Source organism: Polaromonas sp. YR568 (assembly GCF_900116715.1).
Taxonomy (GTDB): domain Bacteria; phylum Pseudomonadota; class Gammaproteobacteria; order Burkholderiales; family Burkholderiaceae_C; genus Polaromonas.
The window spans coordinates 135,030-150,559 of the sequence record NZ_FPBM01000003.1; the positions used below are offsets into that span (position 1 = coordinate 135,030).

At 63.1% G+C, this 15,530-nt stretch carries 11 protein-coding genes; 7 read left to right on the forward strand and 4 right to left on the reverse strand.

Annotated features, from left to right (window positions below; all coding sequences use genetic code 11):
* Positions 1-9: 9 nt before the first annotated feature.
* The 4 genes from BM408_RS08130 to BM408_RS08145 all read left to right on the forward strand — a co-directional run bounded on the left by BM408_RS08130 (position 10) and on the right by BM408_RS08145 (position 3,409).
* A complete protein-coding gene (locus BM408_RS08130; RefSeq protein WP_092128810.1) occupies positions 10-645 on the forward strand; it encodes an L-threonylcarbamoyladenylate synthase in 636 nt (211 codons plus the stop codon).
* A gap of 48 nt (positions 646-693) precedes the next feature.
* Positions 694-1,362: a site-2 protease family protein gene (locus BM408_RS08135; RefSeq protein WP_092128812.1), complete on the forward strand. Its 669-nt coding sequence runs from the start codon at positions 694-696 to the stop codon at positions 1,360-1,362.
* Positions 1,359-2,696 (forward strand): tryptophan--tRNA ligase, encoded by a 1,338-nt coding sequence (locus tag BM408_RS08140; protein ID WP_254774740.1) that lies wholly within the window; start codon positions 1,359-1,361, stop codon positions 2,694-2,696. Before BM408_RS08135 ends, BM408_RS08140 begins: the two co-directional genes overlap by 4 nt.
* A gap of 128 nt (positions 2,697-2,824) precedes the next feature.
* Entirely contained in the window at positions 2,825-3,409 is a 585-nt protein-coding gene (locus BM408_RS08145; RefSeq protein ID WP_092128814.1) for a LuxR C-terminal-related transcriptional regulator, read from the forward strand.
* A 367-nt stretch (positions 3,410-3,776) separates the two neighbouring features.
* Here the strand turns inward: BM408_RS08145 and BM408_RS08150 are convergent, their stop codons facing one another.
* Positions 3,777-5,141 carry a sensor histidine kinase gene (locus tag BM408_RS08150; RefSeq protein WP_092128817.1) on the reverse strand — a complete coding sequence of 455 codons (1,365 nt, stop codon included), beginning with the start codon at positions 5,139-5,141 and terminating at the stop codon, positions 3,777-3,779.
* Between the two features lie 218 nt (positions 5,142-5,359).
* Here BM408_RS08150 and BM408_RS08155 point away from each other — a divergent pair, with 218 nt between their 5' ends.
* From BM408_RS08155 to tssA, 3 genes are all read left to right on the forward strand, one after another.
* Positions 5,360-7,534 (forward strand): MASE1 domain-containing protein, encoded by a 2,175-nt coding sequence (locus BM408_RS08155; RefSeq protein ID WP_092128819.1) that lies wholly within the window; start codon positions 5,360-5,362, stop codon positions 7,532-7,534.
* Positions 7,535-7,540: 6 nt separating this feature from the next.
* On the forward strand, positions 7,541-8,323 hold the full coding sequence (locus BM408_RS08160) for a response regulator (protein ID WP_092128821.1): 783 nt from the start codon (positions 7,541-7,543) through the stop codon (positions 8,321-8,323).
* A gap of 100 nt (positions 8,324-8,423) precedes the next feature.
* Positions 8,424-9,983, forward strand: coding sequence for a type VI secretion system protein TssA (gene tssA, locus BM408_RS08165; protein ID WP_092128823.1), 1,560 nt, complete (start codon positions 8,424-8,426; stop codon positions 9,981-9,983).
* A gap of 59 nt (positions 9,984-10,042) precedes the next feature.
* On the opposite strand, the gene BM408_RS22700 is transcribed toward tssA, so the two are convergent.
* From BM408_RS22700 to BM408_RS08180, 3 genes are all read right to left on the reverse strand, one after another.
* On the reverse strand, positions 10,043-10,522 hold the full coding sequence (locus BM408_RS22700) for a hypothetical protein (protein WP_139237320.1): 480 nt from the start codon (positions 10,520-10,522) through the stop codon (positions 10,043-10,045).
* 492 nt (positions 10,523-11,014) lie between these two features.
* The gene (locus tag BM408_RS08175; protein ID WP_139237321.1) at positions 11,015-11,509 is read right to left on the reverse strand and encodes a tetratricopeptide repeat protein; all 495 of its coding nucleotides are present in this window, start codon (positions 11,507-11,509) and stop codon (positions 11,015-11,017) included.
* Positions 11,510-11,706: 197 nt separating this feature from the next.
* Positions 11,707-15,528: a type VI secretion protein IcmF/TssM N-terminal domain-containing protein gene (locus BM408_RS08180; RefSeq protein WP_175541728.1), complete on the reverse strand. Its 3,822-nt coding sequence runs from the start codon at positions 15,526-15,528 to the stop codon at positions 11,707-11,709.
* Positions 15,529-15,530 lie beyond the last annotated feature (2 nt).

Sequence of the window (15,530 nt, forward strand, 5' to 3'; positions counted from 1 at the left end):
CTAAGCACCATGGCCCAGTTTTTTGAAGTCCACCCCGAAAACCCGCACACCCGCTTGCTGAAGCAGGCGGTGGCGCTGCTGGAGCGCGGCGGCATCGCGGCCGTGCCGACCGACTCAAGCTATGCACTGGTCTGCCACCTGGACGACAAGGCCGCGGCCGACAGCCTGCGCCGCATCCGCGGGGTGGACGACAAGCACCACCTGACGCTGCTGTGCCGCGACCTGAGCGAGCTGGCCAACTACGCGCGGGTCGACAACAAGCAGTTCCGCCTGCTGAAGGCCGCAACGCCCGGGCCCTATACCTTCATTCTTGAAGCCAGCAAGGAAGTGCCGCGCCGCGTGAGCCATCCGTCGCGCAAGACCATAGGCCTGCGCGTGCCAGAGCACAAGGTGCTGCAGGCGCTGCTGGAGCTGCACGGCGCGCCGCTGCTGGCCACCACGCTGATCCCACGCGACGGCACCGAGCCGCTGAACGACGCGCACGATATCCGTGAATTGCTGGAGCATGAACTGGCCGCCGTGATCGACGCCGGCGCCTGCCACCAGGAGCCGACCACGGTGATCGACCTGACGGCCATGGGCGAGGGCGGCGAGCCTGTCGTGGTGCGCCAGGGCCGGGGTGAGCTGGCCCTGCTGGGACTGTGAGCCGGAGCGCTCACGGGGCCTCTTGACAGGTCTGACACAATTCCCCTTATGGATATCGCCAACCTGATTCAAACCGTCGCCATTTATGCGCTGCCGGTGCTGTTTGCCATTACCGTGCACGAAGCGGCCCATGGCTACATCGCCCGCTATTTCGGTGACAACACCGCCTGGATGCTGGGCCGCGTGACACTTAACCCGGTCAAGCACATCGACCCCGTCGGCACCATCCTGATGCCGCTGCTGCTGTACTTCGCGACCTCGGGCACCTTTTTGTTCGGCTATGCCAAGCCGGTGCCGGTGCAGTTCGGCAACTTGCGCAACCCCAAGCGCGACATGATCTGGGTGGCGCTGGCCGGCCCGGGCGCCAACCTTGCGCAGGCCCTGCTCTGGGGCATCCTCTTTTACTTTCTCGCGGGTGCCGGAGTGACGGAGCCCTTCTTCATCAAGATGTGCCAGGCCGGCATTCTGGTGAACGTGGTGATGTTCGTCTTCAACCTGTTCCCCCTGCCGCCGCTGGACGGCGGCCGCGTGCTGGTCGGCCTGCTGCCCTACAAACAGGCTGTGCTGGTTTCACGCATTGAGCCCTGGGGCTTTTTCATCGTGATGGCGCTGGTGATTTCGGGCGTTATCAGCAACCTCTGGATGCGCCCCCTGATGGACGTGACCTATACCGTGATCCAAACCGTTTTAACGCCGCTGGCGATGCTGGTGAAATGATGACCCAAGACTCCAAACCTAGGGCTGCCGCAGGCGCCACCACCCGCTTCCTCACCGGCATCACCACCACCGGCACGCCCCACCTGGGCAACTATGTCGGCTCGATCCGGCCGTCGGTGCAGGCCAGCTTTCGCAGCGATGTGCGCAGCTTTTACTTCCTGGCCGACTACCACGCGCTGATCAAGTGCGATGAGCCGGCGCGCATCCAGCAGTCCACGCTGGAGATCGCCGCCAGCTGGCTGGCCGCCGGCCTGGACCCTGAGCGCGTGACCTTCTACCGCCAGTCCGACATCCCCGAGATTCCGGAGCTGACCTGGCTGCTGACCTGCGTGACGGGCAAGGGCGTGCTCAATCGCGCGCATGCCTACAAGGCCTCGGTCGACAAGAACGAGGCCGCCGGCAACGACCCGGATGCCGATGTCACGGCCGGCCTTTTTATGTACCCGGTGCTGATGGGCGCGGACATTTTGCTGTTCAAGACCCACAAGGTGCCGGTGGGGCGCGACCAGATCCAGCACCTGGAGATGGCGCGCGACATGGCCCAGCGCTACAACCACCTTTACGGCGAGCACCTGGTGCTGCCCGAGGCGGTGGTTGAAGAGTCCGTCGCCCTGCTGCCCGGCCTGGACGGCCGCAAGATGAGCAAGAGCTACGACAACACGATTCCGCTCTTCACACCGCGCGAGCAGATGCGCAAGCTGATCGCCGGCATCGTGACCGATTCGCGTGCGCCGGGCGAGCCCAAGGAAGTTGAGGGCTCGGCGCTGTTCCAGATCTACCAGGCCTTTGCCAGCGCCGACGAAACCGCCGCACTGCGCAAGGCCTACGCCGAAGGCATCGCCTGGGGCGACGCCAAACAACTGCTGTTTGAACGCATAGACCGTGAAGTCGCGCCCATGCGCGAGCGCTACCACGCCCTGATTGCCGACCCGGGCAAGATCGAAGACATCCTGCAGGCCGGCGCGCGCAAGGCCCGCGCGGAGGCCACGCCCTTTATGGCCGAGCTGCGGCATGCGGTGGGCCTGCGCAACCTGGCAAACCGCCCGGCGGCGGCCGGAAAAGCCAAGGCTACAAAAAGCGCCGCACCAGCCTTCAAGCAATACCGTGAAAAAGACGGCCGGTTCTACTTCAAGCTGCAAGACGCCGATGCCCGTGTGCTGCTGCAAAGCGAAGGATTCGATTCGCCGCGGGATGCGGCGCAGATGATTGCCGCATTGCAAAAAGACGGCCCCGTCGCGCTGGCCACATTGCAAACAAAGGTTCAAACTTTGCCGGGAATTGAGGCCGCGGAGGTGGCTGCAGCGCTTCAATTTTTCGCCGACACTACGTCCTGAGGGCTTGTTGTTTTTTTGGATCAGCGTTCTGAAAAAATACCGCAATCCAAAGTTTATTTATGCCCCAAAGTTGACATTGAGCAGTTATGCTCAATGGCTAATCGGAACAATACTTCAGACGTCAATTAATGAGTATTTTTGTAATAGATGACCATCCGTTGATGCGGGAAGCGGTGGTCATGTTGATTCGCCGCCTGAGCAGCAAAGCCACCGTGACCGAACTGGACCGGTTGGCCGCTGTCATGCCCGCCGTGGAGCTGCAAGGCGTACCCGAGCTGATCTGCCTGGACCTGAAACTGCCGGATACCAACGGTGTCTCGGGCGTGCGGGAACTCAAGCAGCAATTTCCCAACGTACCCCTGGTGGTGCTGTCTGCCGCACCGGCCCAGGACTACGAAGACCTCTCCATCGAGGCCGGCGCCGACGCCTATATCCAGAAGTCGGCAGGCGCGACCGAAATCTCCAACGTGCTGCGCGTCTTCCTCACGGAAGACCTGGACCAGGAACCCACCGCCCCGACCGAAAAGCTGTCCAAGCGGCAAAAACAGCTGCTGGTGATGCTGGACAAAGGCATGAGCAACCGCGACATCGCCGAAGAACTGCAAATCAGCGAGCACACCGTCAAAGTGCATTTGTGGCGCCTCTTCAGACGCCTGAACGTCAAAAGCCGCTCCCAGGCCAGCCACCTAGCCCGCACCCAGGGCCTGCTCTAACCCACAAAGACACGCCAAGGCGTGTTTTTGTTTTTTAGGGCACAAGGGTTCTGTATTCGGCTGTTTGGTATTCGGCTCCCTCTCCCCGCTCCCGTACCCGATTGCCCCTTCTGTCTGCGCCGAGGAGCGCAGGTCCAGACGGATAAGGGCAAAAACTTGTCTGAGCGAAGCGAGTTGTTTTTGACCCCGTCTGGACCGAGCACCGCAGGTTGCCCCGGAGCGAAGCGTAGGGGACGCAGACAGCAGGGTCGCCTTTTCTTTGCTTACTTTCTTTTGGCGAAGCAAAAGAAAGTGAGTCGCCGCCGGGCGACCCCGGCCAGCAGACCTCAGATAAGCGCAAGAGGCCGGAGCAAGACCCGGCCAAGCCTCAGGACTCCCTCAACTCAACCCAAAAAACACTACCCTTCCCACTACGAGAAGACATCCCCACCGGATGCCCCATAGCCTCACTAAGGCGGGAAACAATCGCCAACCCCAGCCCGAAGCCCTCTTCCGTGCCCTGCAGCGGCACCCGGTAAAACTCCTGAAAGATCACCTTCTGGTGCTCTTTCGCAATGCCCACGCCGGTGTCCCAGATCTCTATGCAGGGCACGCCGCCTCGCCTGCGCAAGGCGAGCAGGACGCCGCCCCGGAAGGTATTGCGCAGGGCGTTGGACAGCAGATTGCCCACCAGCCGCTGCAGCAGCACCGGGTCGGACCTGACCTTGCACGGCGCGGCGCGGGTGCGAAGCCGCAGGTTGCGCTCGCGTGCAAAGGGCGTGTACTGCGCTTCCAGATCCTGGATCAGCCCCACCAGGTCCACCTCTTGCAAATGGACCCGCAAGGTGTCGGACTCCAGCCCGGCCAGGTCAAACAGGGAGTTGAACAAGTCATTGACCGCTTTGGTGGATCGTACGATCTTGGGCGCGATCTGCTCCACAAACTCGGGCTCCGTCGCCAGCCAGTCGGCATACAGGCCCAGGGCGTGCACCGGCTGGCGCAGGTCGTGCGCGGCGCTGGCCACAAAACGGTTCTTGATTTCCACGGCCTCCAGGGCCGCGCGGTTGGTTTCGGTCAGGGACTTGATGAGTTCGGAATTGTCGAACTGCAGCTCAAGGTTGACGCGCTGCACCTCGTGAAAGCGCTGGCCGGAGATGAGGATAACGCTCCAGTAGATCAGCACCAGCGCGACCATGCCGTAGGTGTTGAAGGTGGAAGGCAACCCCCGCTCCAGGACCAGCTGGTAGACCAGCGCGGCGACGACGCTGATCCCGAGGCCGTTCACATAACCTTTGAAGCACGCAAGGGATGACGAAAACGTACCCACCGCAAAACCCGCCATGCCCACCAGCACGACCATGCAGAGGAACTGGTCGTAGACGGGCGCCTTGAGGAAATAGACGAACATCGACGAGCCCCAGACCACGGCGCTGACAGGCCACGTCCAGCTGTAGCGCGCCATGAAGGCGCGCAGCGGCGGCCCGCTCACACCCACCAGCGTGCGCTGGTAAATGCCGATGACGCGGTAGCGCGCAAGCGTCACGATCACCGCTGCTGCCGCCCACAGCCCCAGGCCCACCGGGTCGACATGCTGGTAAAGGATGAGCACCATGACCACGATCAGCACCAGCGCCGAATGCAGGGCGGGCCGGGCATAGCGCATGAAGGTGTGAGTCAGGCGCATCTCGACCCACTCCTCGCGCGACAGGTCTGGCACGCTAGGGGAAGGCCGGATCGCTGAGGGGAAAGCCATGGGGCCGAGTTTACGTCTCATCCCGCCTGGGGCAATCCCTGCCCGCCTGGGCGGGCACAGGCGGGTGTTGCGCAGGCGTGACGGCGCCGGGCGCCCCGGGGCCCGGCGATTGCGTACACTGGACGCGCTCCCCCGGAGGGTGGCGCCCAGGCTTGGCCAGACCCGCGGGTCATCGTGCAACCCGGGGCGTATGGGCATCAAAAAATGCAGGACCACACATGCAACGCAACGGACACGTTGAGACCGCCTCTGCAAACCCGGCGCCCGGGAACTGGCTGGCCCTGCCGGGGCTGAAAACCGCGCCCGCCCCCGCCCGGCTGGGCCTGACCGCCTTGCTGCTGGCCTGCGTGTATGCCCTGCTCTCCACACCGGCCGCCTACACCTCGCGCCCCGACACGCTGGCGGCCATCATCTGGCCGGCGCCCGCCGTGGCGGCCGCCCTGCTCTGGAACATGCCTTACCGCCAGTGGCCGGTCTTTCTGGTGGCGGTGTTTTTGGGCATGCTGTTTGTCGGCGACGCCGACCCGCTGTCGGTCGGCGCCGACGCGGCGTTCTCGCTGCTCAATGTGTTCGAGGTGGCGCTGTATGCCTTTTTGGGGCGCCGGCTGGTGTGCGACAACGGCAATATCGACACCACTGCCAGGCTGGCGCGCTTCATCGTCCTTTTGCCCCTGCTGGCCACCGCCCTGGTGGCCGCCCTGGGCGCCACCATCGGCGTGGTGACCAAACACACCAACTGGTTCGAGGAGTGGCGTGTCATGCTGGTGGGCAACGGCCTGGCCATCCTGGTGCTGCTGCCGGCCTTGCTGTCCTGGTGCTCCGGCCATGCCCAGGCGGCGCAATCCGCCGAAAAACCCGGCACCGCGCTGGCCGCGGCCGTGCTGTGCGCCGGCCTGCTGGCGGCCTCGGCGCTGATAGACCGCTTTCCGTCGGAAGTGCTGCGCGTGCTTTTATCGCTGGTGCTGGTGTGGGCGGCCATTCGCGGCGGGCTGCGGGCGGCGTCGCTGGGCATTCTGGCGGCGGCTGCCGTCGGTGTCGGCATGGCGATGGCTGGCTACGGGCCTTACAGTCCGGCCCGCGGCGAAGAAGGCACCTGGGAGCTGCAGGTGGACCTGGCGGGCCTGGCGGTGCTGTCCTTTTTTGTGGCCATCGCGGTGCACGAGCGGCAAAAACTCAACCTCCGGCTGGAGCGGGCGCGGCGCTTTGAAACCATGGGCTTTCTCACGGGCGGCATCGCGCACGACTTCAACAACATCCTGGGCGCCGTCGGCGGCTATGCCGAGCTGGCGGTTGAGCGCGAAAAAGCCGGCCTGCCGGTGCAGGCGGCGCTGGAGGAAGTGAGCGCCGCCGTCGGCCGCGGCAAAGACCTGACAGAGCAGATCCTGATCGCCGGGCGCCGCGGCGCGCGCACCCGCGAAGCCGCCGACCTGCGTGACCTGATTGCCGAAGCCGTGGCCACCGTCAGGCCCCTGCTTCCGCCGGGTGTCGAGCTGGCCGTGAAAGTGCCGGCAGCCCCCGTGCCGGTGCTGGCGCACCGCGGCCAGCTCACCCGCGCCATCATGAACCTGCTGCGCAACGCCTCACAGGCCGCGGCCGGCAAAGTCGAGCTGAGCCTGGGCGATGCCGATGTGCACGCTGCGGTCTATGCAAGAGAGGCCGACATCGTGGTGGGCGACGTGCTGAACGAAGATTGCGTCTGGCTGGACGTGATGGACGACGGTGCGGGCGTGCCGCCGCAGCATATCCACCAGCTGTTTGATCCCTTCTTTTCGTCCCGCACACAGCAAGGCGGCAGCAAAGGCCACGGAACGGGGCTGGGCCTGGCGATCGTCGCGGGCGTGGCGGCGGACCATGAAGGCGGCGTGGCGGTGTGGAGCGGCCACGGCCAGAAAACGCGCTTTGGCCTGACGCTGCCGCTTCTTCAGCCTGCGGAAGAAACGCCGGCAAAAGACCAGGCGGCACTGCAAACCACGCCTGGTACGCCATTAGGCAGCGGAGAAACCGCCGTGGTGATTGCCGAAGACCCCGAAGCCCGCGAACGCGCCGAAGACGCGCTGGCGCTGCTCGGTTTTGAGCCGGCGGGCTACGCGCCTTCCGGCATCACCGGCTTGCAGGAGCCGGGCAACCATACGGAGCTGCTGGTATGGATCGTCTCGCCCGGTGCGCCGGACAGCCTGCTGGCCGGCCTTCGCGAGCGTCTGCCCGGCCTGCCGCTGATCCGCTGCGTGACTGAGACTGAGCGCGATGGCGAGGCGCCGGGCATCACACAAGCCGCCGGCGTGGTTACCATAGCCGGGTCGGTTGACGGCCCGGCGTGGCGCCAGGCCGTCAAAATGGCCACCGGCCGGTCCGATTCCCCGCCAGTCCCGCATGAAGGCCCCAACGCGACCTAACACGCCATGACGCAGCCCAAACCCCAAGCCATCCTGGTCGTCGACGACGATGACGCCCTGCGCAAGCTGTTGATCGACTACCTGACGGGGCACGGCCTGAGCGTGTCCGGCGTCGGCACGGCGACCGAGGCCGTCAAGGCCGTGGCGAGCAATGCCTACAGCCTGGTTCTGCTTGACCTGAGCCTGCCCGATGGCGACGGCATAGACCTGGCCCGCAAGTGGCGCGCCGAGCAGCCGATTTCCATCATCTGCCTGACGGGCCGGCTCGAAGAGGCCGACAGGGTCATGGGCCTGGAGCTGGGTGCCGACGACTACATCACCAAACCGTTTTCATTGCGCGAAGTGCTGGCCCGCATACGCGCCGTGACACGCCGCGCCTCGGGCGCCGCCAGCAACCCCGACGCGCAGGCCCCCAGCCTGCCGCCCAACAGCAGCGTGCAGGTGCCGGTGACGCGCGGCAAGCACCCGCGCGCCTACCGCTTTGCCCTGTGGGCGCTGAACCTCAACACGCGCCGGCTCACATCACCCGAAGGCAAGCCGGTGTCGCTCACCAATGCCGAGTTCAACCTGCTGGCGGTGTTTCTGGGAACGCCCGGGCGCATCATCTCGCGTGAGCAATTGCTGGAGCGGACCCGCGCGTTTGACGACATCTACGACCGCGCGATCGATGTGCAGATCCTGCGCTTGCGCCGCAAGCTGGAAGCCGACGCCAAGAACCCCAAGCTGTTGTGTACCGAGCGCGGTGTGGGCTACTTTCTCAATGCCGAAGTGGAGGCGTTGTGGGAGTGAACATGCGCAAGCCGCTCCAGAATTAATAACAACGGTATTTGCACAGCTTCCCTGACTTTCCGGCATTTTCCGCACCCCGCACACCTTCACTGTTGACCCTATGACTACAGACCTGATTTCCGAACTCGGCAAGCAGCCCATTCCCGGGGCAGACCCCGTGGGCAGCGAGGTGCGCGAAGAGCCCGCGTTCGAGCTGCTGGAGGCCGAGCTTGCCAAGTTGTCGAGCGCGGTCAACAGCCCGACGATGGACTGGAACAAGGTCACGCAGCTTGCCGCCGAACTGCTGGGCACCAAAGGCAAGGACTTGCTGGTGGCGTGCTACCTGACGGCCGGCCTGCTGGAAACGCGGGGCCTCTACGGGCTGGCCGACGGCCTGAAGGTGGTGGGCGACCTGGTGCAGACCTACTGGGACACCCTGTACCCGCCGCTCAAGCGCATGCGGGGGCGCCGCAACGCCCTGCAGTGGCTGATAGACCGCGTCCAGCAGCGCGCCACCGAGACGGACTGGGCCTCGCTGCCGCCGCAGGAAGGCGATTTGGTGGCGCAGCTGAACGACCGCGTGCGCGCCATCGACGCCGTGGTGGCCGACAAAGACAGCGAAGCGCCTTCCGTGCGCACACTGCTCTCGCTGATCAACAGCCTGACGGTGGCCGAGGTGATCGTGGCCCCACCGGAACCGGAACCCGGCGCAGCCGCGCCGGCGCCTGCAGCGGGCGCAACAGGCGAGGCAGCCCCTCCACCCGCCACCTTGCTGCTGGACTCAGCCAGCAACGTCGAGCGCGCACTGGAAGACGCCTGCAGCCGCATGGGAAGCCTGGCCGAGTGGTTCCTGGCCAACGACAGCAGCAACCCACTGTCTTACCGGCTGAACCGCACGGCGGCCTGGTCGACGCTGGAGGCCCTGCCGCCGGCCGACGCGGGCCAGACCCGCCTTCCGCCGCCCATTTCACAAGTCACCGATGCCCTGGTGCGGCTGAAAGACAGCCAGGCGGACGCAGAGCTCGTGCAGTTTGCCGAAGCCCAGCTCGCCGTCTTTCCTTTCTGGCTGGACCTCAACGCCATCTGCGCCGCCGCATTGGGGCGCATGGGCAGCGGCTTTGCGTCCGCCCGCCAGGAGGTCTGCAATGAGACCTCGCGCCTGCTGGCGCGCCTGCCGGGCCTGGAACAACTGTCGTTTGCAGGCGGCATGCCCTTTGCCGACGGCGACACGCAAGACTGGCTCGCCACGCTGGGCATAGGCTCTTTCACCGGCTCCGGCAGGCCCGCCGCCTCCGGCCGCGAACGGGACGAAGTCACCGCCGCGATCCGCAATGCGCGCTCGCTGGCCGCCAACGACGACCTCGCAAGCGCAGCCGCCTGCCTGCAAGACCAGCTGGCCCTGCACCCGTCAGCCAGGGAGCAGCTCCTGCTGCAGATCCGCCTGTGCGAACTGCTGCTGGAGCACCGCCCAGGCGCCATGCTGAAAGCCTTTGCGCAAACCGTGGTCGAAAGCATTGACCGGCACGAACTCACGGTGTGGGACCCAGCCATGGCGCTGGACGGTCTGAAGGTGGCTTATGGGGTGATGACGCGCGACGAGGAAGACCGGAGCAAGGCGGACGCCCTGCTCGCGCGGATTGTCGGCCTGGATGCGGGTATGGCGGTCAAGCTGGTGACATGAGAAATTCAACACAGCCGGATCAGCTTGCTTATTCACGGAATAAACATTCCCTCGGAAATTTACTTCTTGAGTTTTTCTTCCACACGCGCAAGGAGCTCAACTTTTGTTTTGTAGCCAACATGTGGAATAAACCCGCCTTCCCCGGGATCAACTAGTTTCAGGATTTTTTTCGCCTCCGGAATATCTCCCGCTTCTATCAAGAGACTCGCCAAAATGATTGCGCTGCTACACAAGTAATAAGACTCGGAAAGCGTAAGGGAAAGTTGAATCTCATGTTCTAACGAGTGAATGGCTGGTTCTATTTTTTTCATTTCGGCTTGAAGCGATCCAAGCATATAAAAATCGCCCGGCGCCATTTCTGCTCGCGCTTCAATCTCAAGCCAACATTTCTCCGAGTCAACTGGCAAACTGCAATAGGAATAAATCAAGGCTGCTTTTCTAAGCTCGTCGACAGAAAAGCTCCTTTGCTTTGCTCTCGAAAGAATTTTCAGCGCAGCCGAACACCTCTTCACCTTTGAGAGTTTCAGTGAGTAGTTCAAGAGGCCTTGTGTTGAGCTAATTCTGATTGGCATCTCGTTATCTGCATCGTCAGTACTCGCCTCTCACAAGAGCGCGAGTCAAGAGTTGATAGAAAGATTGAGGCTGGATTGTTGAATTCCACATTGACTTGACCCGACTTTTCGCAGTCGCCCGGAGTCAGGCGCCGGGAAATTCAACAGCAAACCTATTGACTGCGGTTTTGTTTGGCCGCTTTGACTTTTTCTACCGCAGTCTTCAAGACTTCGTTGAGTCTGCTGTCAAACTCCGGATCCACCGGCCCGCGAGTGTTTTCCGGTAACTTCGATCTCAGATTTTCGTATTCGGCAAACCATTTCGACATCGCTGTTGAATTTCACGTCGATCTGACCCGACTTTTCGCAGTCGCTTGAGCCTATCAGAACCTCCGAAATGTGAGCCTTCAGTTCTTTATAAAAAGGACACCACTGATAGCTCAGCGCTCGATGAAAAGCCGGATCAAACAAGCACGAAATCTATATAGCCGTCAGCTCCATCACCTTTTTCAGGTTCTTTCGCGCCTTTGTGCCGATTTCATCTCGCCGTCCTTTGACCTGCAAGTAAACGCTTCCCGCTTCATCAAATCGCTTTTGATCAAACAGCGCGTTTCCGAGGTTAAGTAACACTGCAGCTTTATTACGTTCATTCATGGTTTGATCCAGTGCCAAGCGAAAGGCTCGCTCAGCCAGTTTGGGCCGCGCCAGTGCGTCATAACTATTTCCTAGCGCCCAAAGGGCCAGTGCGTCTTGCGAATTGACGCGACAGGCTTTTCGATACGCCTGCACCGCCTGCTTGAAATCTTCGAGTTTGAAATACGCGCCACCAACGCAGTACCAGGCATGATTCGCATCCCATGCAACTTCCTTACGGAGTCGACCCGTTTGGGAGTCAAGCAAGTGACGAAGAGCTTGCGTGGCTTTCCCGTCAGCCAGGAGCGAGTGAATTTTGTCGAACGCTTTTTCGTCAGTCACGGGCAATGAGATTGTTGAATTTCACGTCGATCTGATCCGACTTTTCGCAATCGCTTGACCTTATCAGTATCCTGAAATGCAGACCTTCAGTTCTGCGCAAAAGGACATTACCAATGGCTCAGCGCTCGACGGAAAAACGGATCAAACAAGCACAGAAATCCACATCGCACTACCCAACAGCAAGGCGAGGCCGTCTTTTAGCGCGCGGGAACGGCCGGCGCCGTCGTAGCTGCCGGCGTGGCCTGCAGTTGCGCCGCAGCCAGTTCCTTGAACATGGCCTGGGTGTCTTGCGGTTTGTGGGGCGTCATGCGCGTGTCCCAGCAGACACCGATCTGCTTGGGCACCGACACCTCAATCCCGGGCACGCTGGTGGCGTTGGAGAGTTTGGCCTGGATGCCGCGTTCTTCGCGTGCAAATTGCACGTCTTGCAGGCGCTGCTTTTCCGCCGTCTTTTCCTTCTCCTGGCGCTCCAGCAGCTCGAGCTGTTGCGCCGCTCTCAGGATGGCCTCATGGCCTTCAAAGTTGTAGCGCAGGCCGACCTGGCGCACGCCCAGGGCATCGAGCCGCGCGCGGGCCGACGGGAACTCGTCCACGTTGAACTGGCGCGCGCCGTCCCTGAAATCTTGCAGGAAACGCACGACACCGGTGGAGCCCGGGTACTTCTTGGTGAGCACTACGTCTTCGATCTTGATCTGCAGCGTGACCTCGCCGCACTGGCGGTCGCCCAGCGGGAAGCTGTCGGTGACGGGGAAGTTGTAGTTGTTGATGACGCGCGCGCCGGTAGCGCACTGCACCGCCAGCACGGTGACAAAAGGCTTGGCCTTGGCGCCGGGGTTGACGCTAGTGGGCTGCGCGGTGACGGTCAGTTGCAAAGCCTGGGCCTTGATGGCGTCGACCTTTTGTTTGATGTCGGCCAGCACACGCTCTACCTGGGCCAGCGCCTGCTGGGTCTGCAGTTGTTCCTTCTGGCTCGCCAGCTTGTCGGTCTGATCCTGCAGCTCGGCGCGCTGCTGCGTCACCAGCTGCTCGACGCGCTTGCCGGCTGCGTCGTTGAGCATGGGCAAGAACTGCCGCGTGAAGGGCACGCTGTAACCCAGCGTCTGCACGATCGCAAAGCGGTTGGCGTCACGCTGCAGGAAGGGCTTGGCCGGGCCGTCGGCAAAAGCCCAGACGGTGCCCTTGGCGCCGTATAGCTGGTCCACCATGGCGTTCATGTTGGGCGCGGTTTGCAGCGGCCAGTCGACCTTGGAAGCCCACTCGCCTTGCAGGCTGCAGGAAGCCTGCTCTTCGGTGTAGCCGAGCACAAAACGCAGCGGCCCGCCCATCAGCTGCCAGACGGCTTCGTCGTCGGGCGTCTGGTAACCCACCAGCCGCCGCAACTGCACCAGGCCGTCGGCCGCCGAATGCAGGACAGAAGCCTTGACGGCGGGGTCGGTGGAGAAGCTGTGAAAGTCCACCGCGGCCTGGTAGGCCTTGCCCGGCCCGGCCACCACGTCCGTGGCGACCGCGTTGAGGTCAGTGAAGAATTTTTGCAGGGTGGCGGCCGCGCCCAGGTTGTTCTTGATGGTGTCCTGGCCCTGCTTGGTGGCGCCCGAAAGAACTTCCTTCATCGCCTTGCCGCCTACATTGTTGATGGCGCCCACCACGTTGAGCGCCTCGCCGGCCGTGCCGGTCCTGACGGCCTGGCTGCGCAGGTCACCTAACTCGCGCGACAGGCGCAGCCAGCTGGGCAACTGCGCGGTGGGCTCGGCGGTGAACTCCTCGTTGATGCGGTCCATCACCCGGTAATAAGGGCTTCTTGCGCTGGTGATGAGGCCCATGGAGGCACGCCACTCGGCCTCACCGGACAAGGTGCGTTCGGTGCCTGAAAAACCGGCGGCGAATTTTTGCCAGCTCTGCAGGCGCTGCTCTTTGTACCAGGCCTCAAACTGGCTGCGCTGCGCCAGGAATTTGGGGCCGTCATCAATGCTTTTTTCCATCTCCCCGAGGAAGCTGTCGATCCCGGCCTTGCCGGCCAGGGTGAAAGCGGGGGTGACCACAGGCGGCGGCGTGCCGGTGGTTTGCGTGCGTGCGGCGCCACCCCAGAAGGTTTGCACGGTGACGGGTTTGACGAGAGGGTCGGTGTCGGGCAAGCCCGTCAGCCAGGTCAGCGCGCGGTCATGAAAGGCCAGGCGGTTGAGCATCTGCTGCTCAAAGCGCAGGCGCACCGGCACATAGGGGTCGGCCGGGGCCGACCAGGAGATGTTGGAGATATAGAGATCGTTCAGCCGGGTGTACAGCTCGGGCGTGTAGCGCGAAATATGCTGGCGCTGCGGCATGGCCAGCAGCGCGTCGCGATCTGCCCCGCGCTGGTGCGCCTGCAGGATGTTGATATAGCGAACCAGGTTGCGCACCGTGCGCGCGAATTCGTTGTTGGGATCGCTCTGCAAGATCCGCTCCGAATCCTCGGCATAGTTGGCGTCGGTGGTCGGCAGGATATAGCGGCGGAAGTTGTCGGTGTATGTGCTCTTGAGGCGGGCTTCCAGGTCGTCGATGTTGGTGCTTGTCACCATCCACTGGGTTTTCCAGTTGTCGTCGCGTTTCTCGACCAGGGAAATCGTCTCGCTCAGGCGTTCCAGCGTGGTGGCATCGGCCTCCAGCTGGCCTTCGAACTTGATGTTCAAACGGTTCTTTTCCTGCAGCAGGGAAAGCGTTTCCATGTTGTTAAGAAAACCCATCGTCATCACGATGGCGGCGGCCAGGGTCAGTAGCACCCACGAAAGCAGCCCGAGGTTTTGCGTCGCCGTGCGCCACGGATTACGCAGGGAAGCCGGCAGCGAGATGTTTTTGTCCTGCGGCAGGATGCGCCCGAAAAAGTCGTGCAGGAAAAGGCCCGCATTGGCGCTGGGGTGCGATGCCACGGGCGGCAACACCCGGCCCAGCAGGCTGGACACGGCGCCGCCCTGCTGCAAGCCGCTGCTGAAGAAAAGGCCCCGCAGGAACGGTGTTTCAAGGTAGGCGCTGTCGCCAAAGCAGGCGCGCAGAAAAACATCAAGCCCCGGTTTGAGCTGGTTCAGCTCATTGGGAAACAGCAGCAGCTCGGGCGAAACAGCATTGCCGCGCGCCACCAGCACGGTGCGCAAGACCTGGAGCCGTTCATGGATGTTGCTGAAGGCCTTGTCGAGGAACTGCCGGTCGCCGGGTTCGTTGGTGTCCGGCTCGGCCAGAAAGCCCATGGCCTGCTCCAGCGCGCTTTCGGTGAGCTGGCGGGCCCACTCTTCCATGCCGTAGAGGCGGTCGCACTGCGTGACCAGCACATACACCGGAAAGCGCTTGCCGAAAAGGCGGATCAATTGCTCGATGCGCTCGCGGATGACGCGGCCTTCTTCCATCAGGGCGTCTTTGTCGGGGGTTGCCAGGCGCTCGGTGCTGATGGCCAGCACCAGGCCGTTGAGCCCTTCCTTGCCGCGGTACTTGGCCAGCAGGTCCAGGCCCAGCTCCCACTCGGCGCGGTCCTGCTCGAGGTCGGCTGCTTCCACATAACGGCCGGCGCAATCGATGATCACGGCGCGGTCGAAGTACCACCAGTCGTAGTTGGCGGTCTGCTCGATGCGGGCGCTCTGACTGACCTTCTGGATCGACGACGACAGGCGCGTGCGCGTCAGCGCGGTGGTTTTACCCGTGCCGGAGCGGCCCACCACCATGTACCAAGGCAGCACATACAGCGGGTTGCCAAAACGTTTGAGGCTGGAGGCGCGCAGCGTGGCGGCGGCATTTTTCCAGTTGCGGATCAGCGTTGCCCGCGGGGAGGCCTGTTTGGCGGCCTTGTCCTGGTTGGCGGCCGACAGCTGGGCCATGCGGCTGCGCGATCGGAACACCTGCACCAGGCGGATGATGAAGCGCACCAGCAAGTAGAGGCCGAGCACGCCCAGGAAGATCACCACGGCGGCCCACAACGGCCATTCCATATAGAGGGCCAGGCCCCAGCTCAGCAGCGCCAGCACCACCAGCACCAGCAGCCACAAAAGGAATGTGCGCAAGG